Origin of the sequence: Chitinophaga silvatica (genome assembly GCF_003419895.1) — a bacterium.
In the GTDB taxonomy this organism is placed as follows: domain Bacteria; phylum Bacteroidota; class Bacteroidia; order Chitinophagales; family Chitinophagaceae; genus Chitinophaga; species Chitinophaga silvatica.
Window position 1 is genome coordinate 315981 of sequence record NZ_QPMM01000009.1, and the last position, 21387, is coordinate 337367.

31 protein-coding genes and 1 pseudogene are annotated in these 21387 nt (G+C 31.7%); all 32 read left to right on the top strand.

Annotation, left to right across the window (positions count from 1 at the left end; genetic code table 11):
* The first annotated feature begins 149 nt into the window (after positions 1–149).
* The 32 genes and pseudogenes from DVR12_RS17675 (at position 150) to DVR12_RS17850 (ending at position 21233) form a co-directional block, all read left to right on the top strand.
* Positions 150–680 carry a hypothetical protein gene (locus DVR12_RS17675; protein WP_116977112.1) on the top strand — a complete coding sequence of 177 codons (531 nt, stop codon included), beginning with the start codon at positions 150–152 and terminating at the stop codon, positions 678–680.
* Between the two features lie 595 nt (positions 681–1275).
* Complete coding sequence (locus tag DVR12_RS17680) at positions 1276–1731, top strand: SMI1/KNR4 family protein (RefSeq protein ID WP_116977113.1); 456 nt, start codon at positions 1276–1278, stop codon at positions 1729–1731.
* A 297-nt stretch (positions 1732–2028) separates the two neighbouring features.
* Complete coding sequence (locus tag DVR12_RS17685; protein WP_116977114.1) at positions 2029–2265, top strand: Imm74 family immunity protein; 237 nt, start codon at positions 2029–2031, stop codon at positions 2263–2265.
* A 43-nt stretch (positions 2266–2308) separates the two neighbouring features.
* On the top strand, positions 2309–2947 hold the full coding sequence (locus DVR12_RS17690; RefSeq protein WP_116977115.1) for a hypothetical protein: 639 nt from the start codon (positions 2309–2311) through the stop codon (positions 2945–2947).
* Positions 2948–3685: 738 nt separating this feature from the next.
* Positions 3686–4123 carry an SMI1/KNR4 family protein gene (locus DVR12_RS17700; protein WP_116977117.1) on the top strand — a complete coding sequence of 146 codons (438 nt, stop codon included), beginning with the start codon at positions 3686–3688 and terminating at the stop codon, positions 4121–4123.
* 121 nt (positions 4124–4244) lie between these two features.
* Positions 4245–4760, top strand: coding sequence for a hypothetical protein (locus tag DVR12_RS17705; RefSeq protein ID WP_116977118.1), 516 nt, complete (start codon positions 4245–4247; stop codon positions 4758–4760).
* Between the two features lie 598 nt (positions 4761–5358).
* On the top strand, positions 5359–5928 hold the full coding sequence (locus DVR12_RS17715; protein WP_116977120.1) for a hypothetical protein: 570 nt from the start codon (positions 5359–5361) through the stop codon (positions 5926–5928).
* A gap of 83 nt (positions 5929–6011) precedes the next feature.
* On the top strand, positions 6012–6431 hold the full coding sequence (locus DVR12_RS17720) for a hypothetical protein (RefSeq protein ID WP_116977121.1): 420 nt from the start codon (positions 6012–6014) through the stop codon (positions 6429–6431).
* A gap of 596 nt (positions 6432–7027) precedes the next feature.
* Positions 7028–7588, top strand: coding sequence for an imm11 family protein (locus DVR12_RS17730; RefSeq protein ID WP_116977123.1), 561 nt, complete (start codon positions 7028–7030; stop codon positions 7586–7588).
* 528 nt (positions 7589–8116) lie between these two features.
* Positions 8117–8926 carry a hypothetical protein gene (locus tag DVR12_RS17740; RefSeq protein ID WP_147323481.1) on the top strand — a complete coding sequence of 270 codons (810 nt, stop codon included), beginning with the start codon at positions 8117–8119 and terminating at the stop codon, positions 8924–8926.
* A gap of 26 nt (positions 8927–8952) precedes the next feature.
* Complete coding sequence (locus DVR12_RS17745; RefSeq protein ID WP_116977126.1) at positions 8953–9252, top strand: hypothetical protein; 300 nt, start codon at positions 8953–8955, stop codon at positions 9250–9252.
* 24 nt (positions 9253–9276) lie between these two features.
* Positions 9277–9666, top strand: coding sequence for a hypothetical protein (locus DVR12_RS17750; protein ID WP_116977127.1), 390 nt, complete (start codon positions 9277–9279; stop codon positions 9664–9666).
* Positions 9667–9671: 5 nt separating this feature from the next.
* Positions 9672–9818 carry a hypothetical protein gene (locus DVR12_RS27615; protein WP_158563298.1) on the top strand — a complete coding sequence of 49 codons (147 nt, stop codon included), beginning with the start codon at positions 9672–9674 and terminating at the stop codon, positions 9816–9818.
* A 202-nt stretch (positions 9819–10020) separates the two neighbouring features.
* On the top strand, positions 10021–10467 hold the full coding sequence (locus tag DVR12_RS17760; RefSeq protein ID WP_116977129.1) for a hypothetical protein: 447 nt from the start codon (positions 10021–10023) through the stop codon (positions 10465–10467).
* Between the two features lie 198 nt (positions 10468–10665).
* On the top strand, positions 10666–10965 hold the full coding sequence (locus tag DVR12_RS17765) for a hypothetical protein (RefSeq protein WP_116977130.1): 300 nt from the start codon (positions 10666–10668) through the stop codon (positions 10963–10965).
* 51 nt (positions 10966–11016) lie between these two features.
* Entirely contained in the window at positions 11017–11451 is a 435-nt protein-coding gene (locus DVR12_RS17770; protein WP_116977131.1) for a hypothetical protein, read from the top strand.
* A gap of 82 nt (positions 11452–11533) precedes the next feature.
* Positions 11534–12097 carry a hypothetical protein gene (locus tag DVR12_RS17775; protein ID WP_116977132.1) on the top strand — a complete coding sequence of 188 codons (564 nt, stop codon included), beginning with the start codon at positions 11534–11536 and terminating at the stop codon, positions 12095–12097.
* A gap of 1 nt (position 12098) precedes the next feature.
* The gene (locus tag DVR12_RS17780; protein ID WP_116977133.1) at positions 12099–12758 is read left to right on the top strand and encodes a hypothetical protein; all 660 of its coding nucleotides are present in this window, start codon (positions 12099–12101) and stop codon (positions 12756–12758) included.
* A gap of 181 nt (positions 12759–12939) precedes the next feature.
* On the top strand, positions 12940–13494 hold the full coding sequence (locus DVR12_RS17785) for a hypothetical protein (protein WP_116977134.1): 555 nt from the start codon (positions 12940–12942) through the stop codon (positions 13492–13494).
* A gap of 210 nt (positions 13495–13704) precedes the next feature.
* Complete coding sequence (locus DVR12_RS17790) at positions 13705–14040, top strand: hypothetical protein (protein WP_116977135.1); 336 nt, start codon at positions 13705–13707, stop codon at positions 14038–14040.
* A gap of 105 nt (positions 14041–14145) precedes the next feature.
* Positions 14146–14460: pseudogene (locus DVR12_RS17795) on the top strand (immunity protein Imm33 domain-containing protein); the annotation flags it as partial.
* Positions 14461–14568: 108 nt separating this feature from the next.
* On the top strand, positions 14569–15534 hold the full coding sequence (locus DVR12_RS17800; RefSeq protein WP_116977137.1) for a hypothetical protein: 966 nt from the start codon (positions 14569–14571) through the stop codon (positions 15532–15534).
* Between the two features lie 31 nt (positions 15535–15565).
* The gene (locus DVR12_RS17805) at positions 15566–16156 is read left to right on the top strand and encodes a hypothetical protein (RefSeq protein ID WP_147323482.1); all 591 of its coding nucleotides are present in this window, start codon (positions 15566–15568) and stop codon (positions 16154–16156) included.
* A gap of 6 nt (positions 16157–16162) precedes the next feature.
* Positions 16163–16405 carry a hypothetical protein gene (locus DVR12_RS17810; protein WP_116977139.1) on the top strand — a complete coding sequence of 81 codons (243 nt, stop codon included), beginning with the start codon at positions 16163–16165 and terminating at the stop codon, positions 16403–16405.
* 34 nt (positions 16406–16439) lie between these two features.
* Positions 16440–16736: a DUF6881 domain-containing protein gene (locus tag DVR12_RS17815; RefSeq protein ID WP_116977140.1), complete on the top strand. Its 297-nt coding sequence runs from the start codon at positions 16440–16442 to the stop codon at positions 16734–16736.
* A gap of 6 nt (positions 16737–16742) precedes the next feature.
* Positions 16743–17039 (top strand): hypothetical protein, encoded by a 297-nt coding sequence (locus DVR12_RS17820; RefSeq protein ID WP_116977141.1) that lies wholly within the window; start codon positions 16743–16745, stop codon positions 17037–17039.
* A gap of 185 nt (positions 17040–17224) precedes the next feature.
* Positions 17225–17965, top strand: coding sequence for a hypothetical protein (locus tag DVR12_RS17825; RefSeq protein WP_116977142.1), 741 nt, complete (start codon positions 17225–17227; stop codon positions 17963–17965).
* Between the two features lie 3 nt (positions 17966–17968).
* Entirely contained in the window at positions 17969–18676 is a 708-nt protein-coding gene (locus tag DVR12_RS17830; protein ID WP_116977143.1) for a hypothetical protein, read from the top strand.
* 43 nt (positions 18677–18719) lie between these two features.
* Positions 18720–19076 carry a hypothetical protein gene (locus DVR12_RS17835; protein WP_116977144.1) on the top strand — a complete coding sequence of 119 codons (357 nt, stop codon included), beginning with the start codon at positions 18720–18722 and terminating at the stop codon, positions 19074–19076.
* A 194-nt stretch (positions 19077–19270) separates the two neighbouring features.
* Complete coding sequence (locus DVR12_RS17840; protein WP_116977145.1) at positions 19271–19810, top strand: Imm42 family immunity protein; 540 nt, start codon at positions 19271–19273, stop codon at positions 19808–19810.
* Between the two features lie 73 nt (positions 19811–19883).
* Positions 19884–20402, top strand: a complete 519-nt coding sequence (locus DVR12_RS17845; protein ID WP_116977146.1) for a CPCC family cysteine-rich protein — start codon at positions 19884–19886, stop codon at positions 20400–20402.
* A gap of 24 nt (positions 20403–20426) precedes the next feature.
* Positions 20427–21233 carry an SH3 domain-containing protein gene (locus DVR12_RS17850; RefSeq protein WP_116977147.1) on the top strand — a complete coding sequence of 269 codons (807 nt, stop codon included), beginning with the start codon at positions 20427–20429 and terminating at the stop codon, positions 21231–21233.
* Positions 21234–21387: the final 154 nt, after the last annotated feature.

Genomic DNA, 21387 nt, shown 5'->3' on the forward strand with positions numbered 1-21387 from the left:
ATCTTTCAGAAATTTCAAAAAAGAAATGGCCTACTTTAAATTGTACAGAATTACAACGATTAAATATTAGAAATAATTTAGAAAATTATGTACTATAGGTCCTTGTAATAATTGTTAAGTAATTTTTTCTGATAAACCTAAAAAGGATAATGAGTAGTATATATTATGAGAGTATAAAATTGCTTTCAATTAAAGCTAGACTTGCATTTGCATGTAGGTGTCTAGAACTTGCACTTGATAAATACAAAATTAAAAGTGAAATTCTAGATAAGGTTATAGCCCAAATTTGGGAATTTACAAGTGAGGATGAACGGTTGGATTTATGGGAAAATTTGACTGCTGGATTTAATACGAAAGATGTATTAAGCCCCTATTATAATAATGAGGATATACCTGAATTAACTCCCGATCAATTTAAGTCACTTGTTAATTGTTATAGAACTTTGCCAATTTTTATTTGTGAAATAATTGATGAAACTATATGGATAGGAAGAGCCAATTTATATTCTAAGGTTGATGGATTTAGTGATGAAACATTGTCTCCATTAAGAAAAGTAATTACCCTAATGATTGAAAATAGTATACCATTACCTGGTTTAGATACATTTTCTAAATCTTCGTTTACAGAAGATGGAGGATGGGGATTGCCACATACTAGAAGCTATTATTTAGAGCAATGACTTGTATTACAAAAATAATTTGTATTTATTCCCTAATAAATGAAAGCAGTTGATTAAAAAGATAACTCCACATTCCTATGAAGATATTGCAGTGATGGCAATCACTTGGTAGGGAGTTAAAAGGCTTGTTCGAAACCTCCACCAAGTGTAAAAATGGATTACCCAATACCACCAATCTCACAAACAATACCAACACAATGTATTTATTGCAATGTGTGTCAACGATAGATCATCTGCTAGTATGAGACTGCGTAAAAATGAGCTATCTTTTAGCAACTATACTTTGATGCTATCTGGTAGCTAGAAGGACTAGCAGCACAATTAGGCTTCTGGAAAGGTTTGGATTTGTAATGCTGCTGGGAATTATGTAGGTAAAATTGTTACTGACAATACTAGAATTACATCTAAGCTGAATTGGGCTACCCAAAATATAATATTGTTGTCTGTTTGTGCTGCCGATCGGCTTGGTCTTTTTCGTGTTGCTAAAAAGATGGAAAATAAGAAAATTGAGCTATGTGCGTAGGTACTGATAAGACAAAAATAGTACAATATCAAAGTACATATCCAAATATCAATATAAAATTCACAGAACCAAATGAATAGCATATTACAAATTAATGATGTTTATGATATAGCCAGTTACCTAAAGGGAAAGGGTATGGAACTAGAACCGTGTACTGCAGATGAAGTAATTTCTTTGGAAGATCATTTCAAGCTTACACTTCCCCAGGTTTATAAGGATTTTTTACTGCTAATGGGTAGGGGAGCTGGTTCCTATATGCGAGGAACGAATGTGTTTTATAAAGATATATTCTTATTAAGTTCTTATGCTGAAGAAACTATAAGAGAATCTAATTTGAAACCACTGCCATCAGATGCATTTGTATTCTGGATGCATCAAGGGTATATCTACGCTTATTTTGTAATGGGAAGTGATAACCCTCCTGTTACTGTATTTTATGAGTCAGGAGAAATTATAGAATTTAATACTTTATTTGAGTTTTTAAAATCTGAGCTTCACCTAGATGGGTTTGTTAATATAGTTGGTTAGTTAGTATTGAATCGAAGTGTGATGAGGGCGTCACGGAGTTATGTTGTGCAATGGCTGATAACTCGTTAATTCTGGTAGGAGCAGCAATATAGTGTTGATGTGAGGCTATCGTTATGGGTTTAATAGTAAGGAGAAAGATGAAAAGGTAAAGGGAATTCGATAAGTTATAAATATCGGATTTCAAAATGCGAAGATCGACGGGTTTTTTGCTAGCATTAGAAAACAATAAAGATGTAACGGAGATAATAACTATTGATTCTAAAGCTTTAAATGAGAAAACTATTTTAATAGGTATACATGAAAATTACAGGAACGCGCTCATACATTTTGATAGAATATGACCATCGTGTTTTGAATATTAAAGGAGAATTGGCACTGTCTGCATTTTATGCAAGTCTAAGCGCAATCAATTGTTGGGAGCCACCATTTGAGAAGGTTAAAGTTACGGAAGATGAGAAAATAGAATTAGTAAAGAGACTTCTAGAAGAACAAGAGAAGGGTTCTTTTAGATTTAAGATAATATTTGTGGAATAAATATTTCTAAACAGGAATAATATCAATTTTGAAAAAAAATAATATGGATAGAAATATTTCAAAGTATCTTAATCAATTTGAATCTGAGTCTAAGAAATATGAGTTTCTTATGAGAAAAGTTCAAATGGGAGCTGTGACTTATGATGATTTACGGAGAGAAATAGACTTACGTGAAATAGAAAAATTAAGAACTCTTTGCATTGATGAATATGCTAATATTCTTAAGAAAGAATCGGATCTGGAATCAGTATTTTACGAGTGGATTAAGACAGCGACTGATAATGATGATTTTTATCTTTTAGAAGTATTGCTTTTAGTGGAAACCAGAGTTACAAATGTTGATTTTACTCGTGTTGATTTGCATCTACTAAATTATTTTGTGGAATATTTTGGTAAATCAGTTGACCTGGAAAATATGAATCATGCGAAGTATTTATTCGAATGGGTACCTGATGTGTTGGATAATGACACTGAAGAGTGTAGTGAAATATTGGAAAGGATCTTTTTGCTAGGCAAGCCGTCTGAATGGTATGAAGGTTTTTATGATCAAATTATGAAGCTTACTTTAAGGGCTCCTGTAAATGAAAAGACATTTTCCGCTGTGAAGAAAGGGCTATCAGTAGAGACAACACCAGAAATTAGAACTTTTTTGGAGGAATATCTTGAGGTGAGAATGTCTTAATGTATCGAATGTTAATAGATAAATGACAAAGCCCAAACGTTACCTTAAGTTAGCAGTGATGGGAGGGATTGATAAAGAATATGCAATAAATGGAGATTCATATCTATAATATCACGTACGCTCATTACTTGAGCTAAACTAAAATAATCACACTAAAAAAACGAATGATATTTATATGCTGCAGACTACTAATGAAAATTTATTTAAGAAATTTTTAGAGACAATTTTATTTACGGTTGGAAGTAACGACAAATTTTATGGCCATTTATTAGAATTTTTAAATTATAGAAGAACCATTGCAAATAGAGAGGAAGTTTACAGCTTATATTCATTGCGGCGTGGTATTGGAGAAAGAACACGAGAACAATTAGAACAGTTTGATAACGTGTTAGATAGTATGCGTAGGTGTAGTTCCACTGAAGTAATGATTCATACAATTCAATTTCAATCAGAATGCTTTATGTTTTTTACAAGTTCCGATTTGAAGGAATATTTTGGATATATTGTATTTCCTTATATCGAGTCTTGATGGAAGATGATGTTAAAGTAACTCCTAATTTTTGCCATGTTATTTGTATTTATTCAAAGAGTACTATCCTCAGCTCAAAAGGTGTTTTTTTTTACTTGTTAATGAAGGTGTAATTACTTATATGTCGGTACTCTGATATAAAGAGAGTTGTAAAAAATAAGCGAGAGAATTCTGTGTGCATATGTATGGATTTTAAATGAAGCTTTATTATGGATATTCATTCAATTACGCAATACTTGTTGAGACAAAAAATGAAATTAAAGGGTTGCAGTATATCTGAAGTGAAAAGACTGGAATGCAATTTTGACTTGAAATTTCCTCCTGCGTATAAGGAGTTTTTATATTCTATGGGTAAAGGAGCTGGGAAGTATATGCAAGGATCGTCAGTTTTTTTAAATGAGCTTTATATTATAAAACCTGATTTTGTGGATCTGCTATCAGATCATGGACTTTCTTTACCTGATAATGCTTTTGTGTTTTGGGCTCACCAAGGTTATCAATTTGCTTTTTTTTGTATTGATGAGGGATATAATCCACCTGTGTATTTTTATTATGAAGGGGATATTTCTATTGAGAAAAAGGAAGACTCTTTAACGGATTTCTTCACAAATCAATTATTGATGTCGGGATTCGATCTGGAAAGATGAATTCCATTCCCTGTTTTAAAAATAAGAGTTCATGAATAATATAGAATAGGACAATGAAATTTTTGGAACCTCGGTAATTCAGTAATTGATAAGTAAGAGCCTTATTCCTAAACAATAATTTATGAAGCATAGTTTTGTAATAATTATTCTATCTGTTTTTTTTATTTGCTGTAATCAGAGAATAGCTGATAAAGAATCGAGTAACCAGAATTTTGATTCATCAAAAGAGGTCTTGCTTAATCCTGCGCCTGCCCAGGTACCTGTTGCCAGTGATATATCCAAATTGCAGTCAGATAGTTCCTTACTGGTTGAGAATAAGGATACGTTGGATTGTGGGGCAATTATTAATACACTATTTCATAGGAGTTTATATAAATTTCCTGTAGACAATGGATTTGAAAAGGAAGAATTAACAGCGGTAATTGAAGACGCAAAAGATTCAGTACTTTCTATTAAAATAATGCTTGTTGATACAGTAAGTAACGATCGATTAACCGTCGACTGGCTTACATTAAATTGTAAAAGCAAAGAATTTCAGACTATCCCAAAAGACGGAACAAATAATGGAATTAGAAGAATAAAGTATGATACTAGATTTCTAGATATATTAATGAGAAAATGCGCACTTAATTATTAATGGATTTCCTGTGGTAAGAGAATAAACTGGTGATGTTTGGTGGATTTAGTAACCACATAGTATAATAATCTAAAAGTAAGAATGGTTATATTTTGAGATTATTTTAAACATAGAATAAAGTTTTACTCTTGAAAAGTTGCGTTTAGACTTATTTAGTTATTTAAACCATAGGAATTACACCATGAGTGGTGAAAATGAATTCAGTGTATCTATATCTAATATTGATACTAATATTTATACTGAACTAATTTTGAGCCCAAAAGATAATATTCAGGTCATTTAGTATATTGTGGACTATGATATAATTAAAGGTCTCCGTTATTACTTAGTAGTTGGGATTGGCAAATATGTTGAAGATACTGAATTAGGTTTTTTTACAATAGAAAAATGTTTAGTACAATTAAAGTATAATGATGATTTAACTTTCTATGATGCAGAATTGTATATAGAAGAGTTGAGCCGACAGCGTTAAAAATTAACTGTTTTTTTCTTGAAATTAGGTTATACCTTTTCCTGAAATATAAATCGACTCTTATGATAAGACGTTTTTAATTTATTCTATGCTCTTACTATTTAATTTACTACCTATTGCCACGAAATGCTAAAAACAATATTATTGCTCTTCTTAATTTGTAGCTTCAGTTCTTGTAATGAATCACCACAATCAAGGATTAAAGGAAAAGTTGATTCTACATCAATAGAATCTATAGCTACCCCTAAATTTATTGAGCCAGCGTCCTATAGTATCTGGGATAGTATTAGTAGTAAATTTCCACTTAATACTGAACAAATTAAAAAATTAGGATTCAGTGAACTTTATATGACTGGAGAAGAGGAATCCTGGGGAGAATCATATTATAGTATAAGCGACAGCTTACGAGTAGTTATTTTGAGTTTTAATGATAAACGTGTTTGTATAAAGAAATTATTGGTAACTGTAAACTCAAGATCAGAAACTGGGATTGAATATAAAGTGATCAGTACAGATTGTGATATTGATGCAAGTACAGAGAATGTCAGAACGAATTTTCAACATATTAATGATACTACCTTTGCTATTGAAGAGAGACTGTATGCCAAAGGTGATGAGGACATGGAAAATCCCCAAATAACAAAAAGAAAATTCCGAATTAAAGAAAATGGAGAGATTCTGGAATTGAAGTTTTGATATATTTTTTCGAAGTAATAAAATTAAAATAACATCCAAAATATAAAATTGAGAATGTCGTACCACTTGCTAATTCATAATTTATGAATTTAATAGAGCGAAATGAAGTTAGAGGATTTGGACAACCTGTTCTCTTAGGGAGAAGGTTAACTGTTTTTAATACTTTGTTTTATGCTAATGCCAGAAATAGTATAGGTGAATTTCTAGAAGAGTTTGCTGTATCTATTGATGAATTAAAATCAGCAGTATCCTATTGTAAGAATAGAGAGTGCAAGACTTTACATCATCCAACAGATAAATATTGTGATGGTTGTATATTACGAAGTTTTGCCGAAGGTTATCAATCTACTAAAAATGATTTCACTGAAGAGGGTGGGATATCATATTCTAAAGATGGAACTATAATTTTTTTAGGAACATTGACGGAGTTAGATGATGACGAATTTGGTCAATTGGGATGGATTTTGGCGGAAAAGGTCGAGAAGCGTTTATTAGTCCTTTAAAATAACTCTAGGTATTGAAAGCTCTTCTAATCTCATTTTTTAATATCAGACTCCGTAATTTTTGAAAAAAGAACCCTATGGGATAATTGAATATTTTTTAGTTAAATAATACCAATAATGAAATAGACCTAACCTGGAAACAGATAATTAGATTTGATATGGCAAGATTTCATTTGTTGGCAAAACTTTCATGAGATGATTCATTACAACATTGAAAATAAGTTTATTAGAACAGCTGCAGTTTTCTTATTTATTATTTTTATATTCTCATGTAGCAATGAAGTGAATCTAAGAACGGGAAATGAATTAGTTGAAGTGAGTTGCCTATCATGTCATAATTATAATGAAGTCAGGACGTTGTATCAACCATCAATTTCTAAAATGAGAAAAACGTTGCTGAGAGATTTTTTGGACTCTGTGTTAATTGATTCCAATCATAGACTCATTTTAAAACGTTTTTCAAGAATTGAGAGAGATAGTATTTATCATTATATAAAGTTTTGGAATAATGTGTATGAAGATCCAAAATGATATAAATGAATGAAGCTTCAAAGTAACTGAAATTATATGATTATTAAAATATATGATAATACTTTATGACCCATTATAGATTGGTGGATGATTTATCTATAAACGGAAGATGGTTTTTAGGTGAGTTAACTTCTCCGCAAATTGAAGTTGATGTCTGGGAGTATAATTCAGTGGGTCCGGTTACGGTTAGTGATTTACCCTTGTTTATTGAAGTTGCAGAAAATGGAGTGGCACTCGATTTAACGTTTGCTGCATTTGACGTGCTGATTTGTAATAGTAAATCGGCCAAAATGTTAAAGGAGAATGAGGTACAGTTATTACCTGTAAGTATAATTGGTGAGCAGGATACCGATTACTATGTAGTCATTATTTTAAATGAAGTTGATTGCATAGATAGGGAAAGCTCGGACTTTACATTGTTTGAAGAGAACGACTCTATTAGACCTGATCTGGCGGGAGAGTTTAGTAGTTTTTTTGTTATGGTAGTTAATGATGATTTATTGGGGAATTTAGATATAGTGAGGGTAAAAGGGTTTAATAATACAGTAATTATTAGTGAGCGGTTGAAAGACTCAATTGTTACTTTGGGATTGACTGGAATTAAGTTCGAATCTGTTAGTAAATAATATAGTTAGGATGGTATGAGAGCCTTTAAAAGATCATAAAGTATTCCTTAAAAGTAAAGAGTTATGGCTAATTTTCATAACAATACAACATTAGACAAAAATTGAAATAGGATAAAAACTATTGTTAGAATTTTTCTATTGTGGGTTATTTAGATAGTACTTGATTCTATTTCAAGTATGTTGATTAGTAATCTTTTTGAAGACGATATTGAACTTGTTATGGGGTTCTATTACGTTTTGGTACCATTAGCTTTATTTATTTGCTTAATGGCTATTATTGCAATAACAACATCAAGATGGAATCAGACTAGGATGAAGTTATCGTATTTGGGCTTGTTTTTTGTCATGATCTTATTGAATTTTTATTTTTATCTGGCTAGGAATCCAAGCTTTTTTTCTGCTTATAAACAAAAGTCGAGCTTATAATCCAGGAGAGAAATTGCGAATTGAAATTAGCCCACCAGATAAAAATGTTGAAACTTAATTCATTTGCCAATGATCAAATAAGAATTTAAAATACATCAAATAATGAATTCCCAAAATTTAATCCCTATAAAAAAGTTTGTGTTACTTTTATTAGTATTATCCTTTATCCCCAGTAAGGCTTCAGCCCAAGCCTTATGTAGTTTTAACCAAATCTGCTTAAAAGAACGAACTGATTTGGTTAAAGAAATTAAAGTACATCCTTCATTATCTAGTAAAGAATATGAGAATTTTCCTGTTATAGATACTTTTTTGTCTTTGAAAACATGGATAATTAATAAAACTTTCAACATAAAACATAAAGCCCCCAGTTTTTCTTTAAGGATGTTTAGGGATAATGTCTCTGATACCTTAATAATAAATAATCAAAAGTTCGATTTAAATAAAATTGTTAAGAATCAGATTGTAGCCATTGTTCACAAACTCTTTACCTTCAAACAAGGTAATGATGATTATTTATGCCTTAAGATTCTGGATGCAAGTAATGGCAGGGTTCTCACATGCTATTTAATAGTGTTTAATATAACCAACAGAAATCATGTTATATGTCTGAATGAGAAAGCAAACATTTCTGGCGCTACCTGGAAGGTGAAAGAGAATCTGATCACAGATCAGGACAATGATGGTTTGCTAGAGTTAAATCTTAGTGATTCATTGAATATCAGATCATATCTCATATCTCCTACAACCTTAATTAAAACTGATAAATGTTTAGTCTTAGAACAAGTAGATGATTTAAGGTTTTGTGTTGATTTAAAACGATCTAACTGGTATTTTAATATAGGAAATTATCTGTCGAAGTGTGGTAGATGCAGGTTTGATTTTAATGAAGTAATACCAGAGTCAAGTTATTAATTTAGAATGAGTTTAAAATTTAATGGATGGAAGTTGAGAAAATTGACTGGCAATTTGTAACTGATTTTATCGTGGAAGTTTTATCAAAGGTACAAGTGTATTTGGATCAGGAAGCTATTAATACAATAACAATGTATTTAACTTACGACGAATACGAAATGGCATTTGAGATTTTGTATCTTAAAATAATGGAATTACAAAATACACCTCCTATTAACCTGGCTAAAAGCCTGGAGGTAGGGAAACTATTAAAATTAGATGAGTATGCTGTTTTTGACGGGGGCTTTTGGAATAAATTTGAGCATTATATAATTAAACATCAATGAATTGCAACTTCTAATAGATTGTTTATGAACGAATTGGATAAAACCTTAGGTTTATTCGTAGATCACCTGGTGGCAAGATTTAGAGCTGAACTTGTGTTGAAAAGTATCCTGGATGTCAATGTCAGACTAGAAAAGCATTATGAAAAACAAAAAGTTCAATTCATTATAGAAGTAATAGCCTTAAATTATCAAGCACGCGAAGATAGTTACTATGACGAATATGGCCCTGTGCTTTCCATTACATTAAATACACAAGATAAGAAGTCGACAATCGAGTTTTTAATAATTAGATCTCATGGTCCGATACTTTATGAGAAGATAGTAGAGTTTGAGGAAGAACTAAATATAGAGTTAAAATTCCTGGAGACGGAAGTTTTATTAATGAATTTTCTGGTTGCATTATATCTTAATTAAAATATATGACTACAATGGAGGATGTTTATCAGGGAATGGACATTGGTTGGTATGCCTTGGATAACGAAATGAATCTGGCAATGTTTCTTTCGGGAGGAGGCTTACCATTATCTGTATTAATAGCAAGTGAAAGTGATGGGCGGTGCGATTGATTCTGTATTAATTATTGCTTTAATAACTACCATTATTATCCTGGGTACTATTTTTATAAGTTTGAAAAATAGAATCAAAAAGAACTGGGTGTTGGCTTTATTATTAATTATACTGATTCCTGTCGTCTTTTATTTTGTATGTAATAGAATTATTAACATAATTGGAAATCTTTAAGAAAGCTTGATAATTAATATACCCGTTATGAAATACTTATGCGCAACTGTTTTATTAATCCTATTTACCTTAAAATCATTTTGTTGCAGCTGTATTGGTTTTAATTCTGTAGAAAGTGGATTAAAAAATTCGGATGTGGTATTTGTGGGCAAGGTATTATCGAAAGAAATAATTGATCTTTCAGATCCGCTATACCCGCAAATGCTATTTCAACAAGTAAAGTTAAAATTTCTTGTTACTAAAGCTTATAAAGGAAAAGTCAAAAGCGATACTCTCACTGTTATTACTGGTATGGGAAAAGGTGATTGTGGATATCCATTTGAAATGAATAAAAATTATATTGTTTATTCCTCCTATTATAGGAATGTGGATAAACGAAGAAAAAAGGATAAAAGATTTCTAAGCACAGATATTTGCCAAAGAACAAGAAGTTCAGATGACAAAGACGAAATAATAGCGCTTGAGAATAGTTGATGTATTAATAAAATTTGTAACTCAATTCTTCAAAAAAATTGGACCAGTGCCATTTTGGAGAGATCATAGAACTATTGAGTCCTGCTGTCGAAAAAACTAAGGTGTTTAGTGGATTGATGATAGTATTACTGTGTAGATATTGAATCGTGTTACCAGTATAACCCTAATGTTAACTAATGAATTTATTTTTACTATTGTATGGCAATAGATATTTACAAAAGAAAAGACACCAGGAATCTACGTTTTCAAATCACAGATCAATTGTATAATTCTATTGAAGATACTATAATTGCTCAATTTCAGAAGAAAACAGGTGTCTATATTGATAATTATGGCACTACTATATTAACTTTCCAACATGCCAGAATTTTGAAAGAATTATTGGAGGTAGAAAGCAAATCTGCAGGTAATGATGTCAGTAAAGAAACAGAAATGTTAATAGCTTTTCTTAGTGATGTATATAATAATGAAACAGACTTAGATCTTATTGGTGACTAATTCTATTTGTACAAGATGGTTATATAACTACATTCAAATTCTAACCACGAAATGAATTGGATTAAAGACTATATAATAACTTTCGTGGGCTTAGGGCTTATCGACTATTTATTATATACTGCAATGATCAGAAAATTGATCGACCAATATGTAGAAACAAAACGTATAATGAAGCACTCAAATTATACAAAAGGAATTATTATTGGTTATGAAGAAGGAAAAAATTGGGATGAAGATACTGTATACTCCCCTATAGTTAGATTTGCAGACAAAGAAAGTGTTATACATACAAAAACTTCCGATGAAGAAAAGTTCACTAAAAATCAATTGCGTAAGAAAGTAGATGTTTACTACGACAATGATTTTAGTAGAATTATTGTGGATACCGGGAATCTGCTATTCTTTAAATTTAGTTTGATTTTATTTGCAATTGGTGTTGGCCTTGTCGTAAATATTGGAACCATCTATTCTGCGTTATTTGAGTAGTGTTAAAGTTGTCAAGATAAAATAATTCCCCTTAAGCTTTTGATTTATAGTTTTGTAAATCAATTTTTGTTGAAAAATCACCATGCAATTAAAGTTTGAAATTTCATGTATAGACTATATAATTGCTAAGATATACAGACACAACAATAACCAGACTATAGGGCATAGTTCAGATCAAGGAGATAAGTTTCAGGAATTATTGAATGTTTTCTTTCAGATTGATAAGCTTAATGAGTCGGCAGATAAACAACAATTGCTTCCATTTTCATCCATGGTTTGGTGGTACAATGATTTTATAAATTACTGTTGGCATATTCAGACATCTGATGGTTTCAATTTGAATATTGAAATTGTAGAACACTCTCCTGAAAATGAAAAATATCAACTTGCGATAGTAAGTGAATATTTGACCCTGGATACACTACTGCTTGATATCTATAAATCGCTGCGCGAAATGTGGATGAAATTCGGGTTTGTTGGATATAAAATGAATTGGAGTGCTGGTAATTTCCCAATCTATGAGTTATTGACCTTAAAATCGAGATTCAGCGATATTAAACTAACCTTTCTGGAACAGGACGAAGAAAATGAATGGAGATATAAGGTACGCCCCGAAGAAGAACTACAATTACTCCTTAAGAATTAATATGAAGTTTATAGATATCAAGCTTTCCTTGTCCTTATTAATATTGCTGACTGTGTTGAGTTGTCAGAATAGGAGTACAACAATAGGAAAATCATCCAATACCCAATCGACCGACAGCATTGAACATTTTAATGTAAAAGATTCAATCTTAAGGCTTACAGCTACTCCTCAGACAGATGGTGAAATATGTTTAAAGTACTATTTGAATCATTTTGCATCCGAAAGAGATTTATGTTTTAAATATTTTGATTATTCGGATGTTATATTCCCAAATATTTCTGTAGGTATTCTAAATGGCCATTCCTTTAGAAAATCGAATTACGGACTTATACACGATAGTATCCTGGTGTTGCCGTTGATAGGAATGAATGATTTTATGTCTGTATATGTCTTAAATCTGGCATCTCAACAAATCCTAGCAAACGATATTCGCACTTCTATGGAATTGGTTTGGATTGATGAAAAAAAGTCGACCTTTTTGCTTTCCGATACCCCTCTGTATATTAATGATACAACCTACTTGTATAAACTTAAAATGTATAAAATTACTGGAAGTCATCTTTCAATAGTAAGAACAGATACTATTCATATGCCAATAGATGTCAAAGATGATTTGAGAGTAAACTACACGATAGCTCAACGTATTTTATATGAAAATTGATAAGACGAACTATCTCATAACTTATGAAAATAGCATATAACCCTTCAGAAAATATTGTCCTTAATGAAAGTGTGATAAAATTTGGAGAGTCTCGAAATTTAATGGGATCTGTAAGAAGTGCTTTGGGATATTCTACTGTTCTGCAGATGTAAGCCGTTTAAGATAGTTAAAAATTGAATAAATGAAATTACTCGCTATATTCACCTTAACCCTGCTCATATTTTCTAATGGAGACCCAAAATTAATCTCCAAACAAGGTGTTGGAAGGATAGATTTCAAAACCCGATTAGATAAAGTTACTAAGGCTGGTTATCTAAAAACAAAGCGACAAGACTTTGCCGATGAAGCAGGCGAATTTAGCCTTGGATTAATCCTTTATAATTCAATAGATAGATTTGTCTCTCTTCAAGCAGATCCAGCGACCAAGGAAGTATATGAGATATTAACAAATGATCCTGACTATCATACTCAGGATAATATTAAGGTTGGAATGGGATTTTTAGAATTAATTTCTAAGAGGAATGACCTGGAATTAGTAGATGGGGAAGGAGGTGAGATTGTTGCATATCTGAGAAATGACAATCTTAAAATATATTTCGATAACTTAAAATTTAAGAATGAATTTGATTATGAGAATAAGCATATTCTTACAAAAGAAAAGATTCAAAAGAATTTAGTTACGAAAAGATCCGTTGTTACTTTTATTTCAGTAGTTAAATATGCACTACCAAGGTGAGAATTTATACTCTTGTTGTAGGATCATTATTGGCAATATTGATTAATCGGATTTCCAAAATAGCTGTAATATTAATTCCTATTATCTTGTGTCTGGTCTTCTGGGGCTTAACCGATATCTATCAAATTATTTTTTACTTTGGGCTGAGTATAATAATTATGCTTTTATTAGCTTATAAACTATATCGATAGTAAATTAAAGACTTTGACTATGGGAACATTTAACTTATTAATGTTGCAGAATGTCGCTTGCCCAAATTGTAGACAATTCCAAAACTGGACTGTACAGTTTAAATATGGTGATTGTTGGTTACACAAATATGGTTTATTCGAAGAATTACGTTGGGATGGAAATGATGTTGGGGTGAGAGCTGCAAAAATTGTTTTAGTAGAAGGAATTTGTGAAGAAATGTGCAAGCACTGTGCGAATGATGAAATTTATGCACGTATTTTTATTGATAATAATAAAATAGTAGCCGCATCATTAGTTGTTAAGAATATTATATTCCCAATTAGTAGTGATGGAAATTATATGATAATCAATTAAAATAGTTTATTAGTTAGAAGTATATCTATTCCCTATAAAATGACCAACAAAATTTTTGGACTAGAACAAAAAATAATCATCCAGAAAAGGTAGCTCTGTTCAAGATATAATGCCCAATATTTAGCTTCTCCATTTGAGCAAATAATCGGCGTGGCAATGAATACTTTTGCTAAAGAACTCCTATGGCCAGTTAACGGATTACGACATCCCGTTAAAGCTGTACATTCGGCTGGTTGGTATATTTGGGGAGGAGAAGAATTTTCAGAAGCTTCTGATTTTTTTAGTCCGCTACATATTCATCATTTACTGGAAACTATGCCTAAAGTACTTCAATATTTAGGTTTAGCACCTGGATGGCGATTTTTGTTTGATGAGACATATGAAGATGTGTGGTTTGATGAAAGTTTGTTGATTCTTTAATAACCATTCACATTAACCTCCACACATATTCTTTTACTTTTAAGTTACTCACCACTAAGCTTAATTCCCAAATATTGGGTAACTTATAGTCTATATTCCTAAAACCTAATGAAAGACAGAGTAAACGCGTTCTTAATCCTCTCACTATTATTATGTTACTGTATTTCCTGCGTTGAAGTAGCACAAGATAAGAATGTTGCAAAGTCTTCTCCCGACAATATTTGGGATACAATAGACCATAAGTCGGAACTTAATATGAACCAACTTATAAGAATTGGCGCTTATAATTCCTATATTTCTAATGGCGGAAGAGTATATGGTGATTCTTATTATAACTTAAATGATAGTGTGCGGGTTATAGTTTTGAGTTACACAGATAGAATGTCGTGTTCGGGTAAGTATCTGGTGACTGTTAATTCAAATACAGTGCAAAGTATTTCTTCCCAGGATCTGAGTATAGATTGCGGGGCAGATACCAGCAATGGATTTTTTAAAAGAACTTACAAAGTTATTAGTGACTCAACATTTGAAATTATTGAATATGCAGTAGGAAGAATGATTGATGGAACCCGTCATGAAAAGTCGAGAACCACAAAGTTTTTAATTCAACCGAATGGCGAAATAGTTGATTCACAGAAAGTTAATACTCAATTAAAAACCGTTGTTGTGAAATATAAAGACCCAAAATCGGGATGCCAATGTGAAATTACAAGATTCAACCTCGATTCGGGCATCTATATGAAGCAATTGACTGGTGAATATAGAATCAATAAGGAGGATGCTGATCTGAAATGTTTTGCATTAGATTTATGGGTCTACAATCATAAACTTTCCCTGGATTCTGTTTACTATTCAAACGTCCAAAATAAAGACTTACTATACATTGGAGGTTTTATAGAAGGAAATTATGTTAAAAAAGAAAATATTGTAAAGCTAAAGTTGTCATTTATTAATGAGGCATTAAATTCCTCCAGACCTTCAGATCATACTTTTACCATAGAGTATAATCTGGTTACACATAAGTTTGGTAAGGTGGAATTAGATTTTGATGATGAAGATTTTGACCTGTTTTAAACAGAATTTAAATTTTGAGTATTTGTATAATATGAAAAATAGCCTGTTATTAAGCATTGTTTTTTTCGCTAGTACTATTACATTATTGGGGCAGAGACTTGATAGTGAAAAGATTTATGATGAATTTGAAACTTGTATCCATAACTACTTGAAGTCAAAATACGTTAAAGATTCTGATTATTTAGTTTATTATGGAAATAGCAATAATTTTAAAGTAAATAAATATTACTCCTCAGGTGGGGCTTATTATAGTGTGGAGGCCCTGCTTCCGGAAATTGATACCTCACTTAATATGAATAAGTATCATTTCAATAGAGAAATAGATTTTAGAGACTTTATGCGGATGATGATTAGCCAGGTTGCAGGCGATGACTGCAATCTACCAATACTTAATGGAACTATTTTCTTTATACACTGCCCTAATGAATCATGGGAACAATTCCACTTCGATGAAATCATTTATGCCGACAATTTCTACCTTACACCAACTATAGATATCATAAAGGCCGACGAAAAGGAAAAGTATCATAAAAGAGAAATATTGGTCTGCAAATATTCTAGAAAAAATGGGTTTGCAATCGAGAATGCCGTGAAAGTTAGAGAGAGCTTAAATTGTAAATAACATTTTATGCAGAAAGATCATATCAACATTGTTTATTCTGCCAAATTAATTGATGATTGCACTTTCAGTGCCTTCTATAAACTGGTTAATTTCCTCGAGATGGAACTAAACATTGGCTTTATTGATATTGTGGATGACTTTGATTCCTTATTCTATACTTTTAATTACAAGGAAATGAAATTAATATTATGTTATAGGGTTGATGATGGAATTAAATTGCAGTTATTAGCTTCTGGTAAAGAGGTTTAATCCAATTGCTAGTACCTATACAAGATAAATACTTATGAAATACATCAAAGTTACCTGGATTCATGATGTTGAAGATGACCCCATCCTATTTTACAGTGAAATCGATTCTGAAAGATATGAAGTGCGGAAAATAGAGATTTATATTGATGAGAGCTTTGGATTAGCATCTCAGAACTTTGAGTTCGGAGGGGCTGCTTTAGGAGAAATGCCTGTTCCATCTCTTGATGAAATAGCGGAGAATACAGAGTTTTTGCCTTTTGAAATTTTAAAAGAAGAGTTTGAAGAGGCTTGGAATAAGTACTCTAATTATTTAAGATTAGAGGAGAAATAGCTATAAATGCCTTCTGTGTTGAGAATTATTAAAATAGCATTGGTCGGACTAGTTGGTATTCTAGTAGCTTGTAATGAGGTTCGGCATCAGCAACCCCAATCAGCAATAGGAGATACTATCAAAGTCCAACAACATAAATCATCTTCAACATTACGCCATGCCAATGGCGGTGCGAAGGACGATTATGATATTGTAACTCTTAAATCTTTAATTCGCCCATTCAAAGATTATTTATCTATGACAGTTTCAGATTCATCATTTATTACGGAAAATGGTGTAACACTTGGACTATCAGAAAACTGAATTCCTTCAAAAATTTGAGAATGTTAAATGGACTATTACCCATACAGGAACAAAGAAGATCTATACATACCATAATGAAAGTATGGTTTACTTGCTGTTTATATCTTTATGAACGAACGATTAATTGAGTGTAGATTTGGGTATGATGAATCGTGAGAGATCAAATAAAATATCCCTATATAATTATGAGACACCTATTTAATTGGCAACCATTATATTACTCGATTTTTATTCTATTAGTTGCAGGTTGCCAAAATTCGGCCCGGAAAGTGTTACAGGATAGTGTTACTACTGTTGATACTGTTACTCATACTGAGGTTAAGCAGGATAATGGGGGCTTGATGACTATACCAGAAGATTCTCTGGATAAGTTTATATATCGAACATATAAGTTTGATTCAGCTTTTGGCACCAAATGGAAAGCAGTTCTCAATAAATCAACAGATCAGCAAGATAACTATGAAACAGTAACCTACCAATATACTTTTGGTGAGCATAGGCTGGAAGTAAAATCAACCAGATTTTTTAGGGAATCTACCTCCATACCTGATTCTACATTTACTTCATATTATTTTGATGGCAAAAAGTTCGATACAACTAGAATTGATGAAGGCAACTTCACTACAGCAGGTATAGATCTCGATTTGAGTGATGAGATCGTGTATCAGTATACTACAGATAAAAATTATTATGTTATAGAGGGGAGCCCAATTGATGCTGTTGGGAAGTTTGCACGGATTGCTTATGCTCTTGTATTTGATGTGAACAAGAAGCAGGTATATTTGGCATCGACTTATTATGATCCCGGAGAGTTTTATTTTAAAAATGATAAAGGTGTGTTAACTTATCTATTCTATTATCCGGCTGATAGGGAAGATGGTGAAGAAAAAAAGTATGAGATAAAAGTGGATAGCCTAATTTTCTAACTTATGCATATATCAAAATTTATTGGAGCAACTCTGATCTTACTAGCAATATTTAGTTGCAATAATTCTCATACAACTTCTAAAGCTGATAGTATTTCGGTAAAAGAACCCATTATAATTCCTGTTGAGGAAGTAGAGGAGCCTATTCGGCAATTAAATAAAATTTCAGTCAATACTATTGAATCAGATACAATGAATTTCGAGGAAGATTCTAATTTTGGTATTGGAGATGATGATGCATTCACAGCTGAAGACTTCACAGTACACAGAGTTCGTGATGGCTTAGTATCTGATGACATAAAAAAGCTTAATGACTATTGCTTAACTACTTCTGTTAAGAGCAAATTTAGTGGCCGGGATACCTTTATGATAATAATTTGGTTTCCGGGAATCGCTGGGCGACGGAACGACACTCTTATTTCTGTGAGTAAGTTAGAAATCTTTAATGGTGACAGGAGTAGTTATCATAACTGGGAGAAATCGGGTGGCATAAAGAAAATGTCTTTAGCCATAAATCAGGAAGTACTTGATTCGGCCATTATTCTTGAAAATACATACAAGCTCCAGATTATAGATTTCTCTTACAGGCCTCTATACAATATAAGTGGAAACAGAGATACAATTAAGGTAATTGTTGAAGAAATTTATCCAGGAGTAAATGGTACTTATGGACTTAGCGAGCTAAAGTTGGATGCCTGGAGGTTTTATTAAATGAAAGTTAAGAGATGTAATTCCAACATTTATACCAAATCAAATGTATAGTTTAATCGCTGGAAAATATTTAGAAAAAACAGAAGTAATATCTGTAATTCAAATTTATTTTCACAATGTTTCAGTATCCTGGTTAAATATCAATTGCTCTAATACAGCAGATATATTGCTGGAGCAAGAAGAGTTAACTGGTGATTTTAATATTACTCTTAATGTTTATACAAATATTGAAATGGATATCAAAGAACTCGCACTTTTCTGTAGCACTAAATGGTGCACTGAACTTATTATAAGTAATAATGAAATGAATCCGTATACATGGATTATGGTGAGCCCAAATGGATCGATAAAGAATGTTAGTCAAATACCTACTGATGATGGACGTTTTTTGATTCTTTAGCCTAAGTTAAATTATTTAGTGACACGTTTATTTAGAATTACAGAAGATATGAAGAAGAAGGAAAAATTTAAAAGCATGGACTGCTTCCATTACTTCTTATGATCCTGCAATCATTCCATATATAGATCTACCTATTGGAACTAAGCTGGAAAGAGTTACAGGAACTACATTTTTAAAGAAATTGACGATGAATTATGAATTATAAAAACGGTATCGGGATCGAGTATGAAATCGATCATAATTTCAAAGATAATGATCGAAACTTTATTTATGGAAACTTCCGATTCATTATTAACGGTAGAAAATTAGGTTCTTTTGAGGAACTTACTACTATTTCTATTGTAGTTGCTTACATGAGGGAGTTTATAGGCCAGAGAAAACTTTATGAATATTTAGGATCTGAAAATCTAACTAAAGAATGTCTGTTTTATGAATTACATGATGTATTTATTGCAGATACCATTCCTCCGAAAGGCGTACGACAGTTTATAGAATTACATCGTTTAAATCTTGGAATGATACGTAATCAGTTTTGGCTGGATGAAATAGGTGAAGATAGTTTCAGAGATAAAATATCTTGTATTATAGTAGACGAGCCATATATGGAAAGAGAAAGACTAGTATGGAAGGATTTGCGTAGTAATAAAGTATTTGAAGAATTCCTGTCTCCGGGTTTATTTAGAAGGGCTTTGATTCAATTTGTAGAGACAATAAATGCAGAATATGGAATATAATGTTAGACTGTATGAATTTGATGTCCATATGGTAGATCAACTTATCAAATGTCACAATTAACTACACCACACCATGGAAACAACAATCCTTATAGAAAGAAATGAAGCCATGCAACTTGTCGCATGGAAAGAATTAATGGCTCTTAGCATACAACGCCGCAGAGATATAGTAAAAGAAATTTTGTTTTATGATGAAACGCCAGAAGAAGAGGTTAAACAAGTAGATTCATTGAGTGAGATTTTCAATCATAAGATTGTAGATTATTTGATAAAGAAATTGCTGTGTGCAACAAATGAATATATCGAAGATGAATTGAAAACTCTTTATAATAAAAATTATATGGTAGTTGGAGAACCCATTTTATACGATAAGTGTGAATGTTGTGGCTACAGAACCATAGAGGCTCATATTGGATGGGATATTTGTCCAAACTGTTACTGGGAAGATGATGGCATTAAGGAGTTAAATAAACATAGTCCTGTTAATCGTATGACCTTACAACAAGGCAGAGACAATTTTATTGAATTTGAAGCCTGTTCTTCTGAATTTGTGAAATATGTAAAAGCTGGAAGAAAAAGATATTTACGTTAAGTTAATTAGATCAGACCTATTACCATGAAATTATTTCAATTAGTCCTATTACTGTCTTCAGCAGGAATTATTTCCTGCCAGAGCAATAATGTAACCAAACAACCACAAAAAGATACTATACAGTCTAAGCCTCAAGATGGTCATTCTGAGTTCGTAGATCCGATAGTAAAGGAAATAGAGAATATAGATAATGCAGATTTACCAATTTTGGATTCATATCTGCCACCAACTAAATCTACTGATACTTTATTTATAGTCTTGAATTACAAGAATGGTGCTCCTGTTAAATTAGAATATACAACCTTTGAAGATGGTGGCGCAGCTTATGGAACTTCGAGTTTTTACTTTTTGAAAGATGGAAAAATTGTTCATAAATACAATTATGATAGCTATGATTCTTACCAGGTTTATATGCCAGGTAAGGCGCTTATTTGGTTCACTCGAAATAAGGATGATAAGCAATACAAAATAACTGATATTCCTGCTGACGGTATGGATGCATATTTGGCCGCATTTATGAAGAATTTGAATGATTTAATACAGGTATTTCCTCAAATAAAATTCAATATTCCCCAAATGGAGCATCATGGAGATTTGCTTTTAATAGTATTCGCTCCACTAAAAATTTATGAATCGCCAGATACAACTTCAAAACTACTTGGTACTTTAGAAACCAGAGACAGAGTAGGTTTTGTTGGAGTTAATAATAAAAAAGTAACTATTGAAGAAAAAACCTGGATATGGTATCATGTAAGAAGTAGAACGATTGAAGGGTGGGTGATAGGACATCCTGATTTTATACAGGAACTTAATGACGAAAATGGAGATTAAGTATTTTTACAGTTGCTCATTACAACACTGAAATAGGTAATGATTGGGAAAAGCTAAATTACTAATTATGTTCAATCGAGACTATAAAATAAATTGTGTAAACAGATAATCAACTGATCAAATTCGACATCTGTTTTCAAAGATAGTAATATAT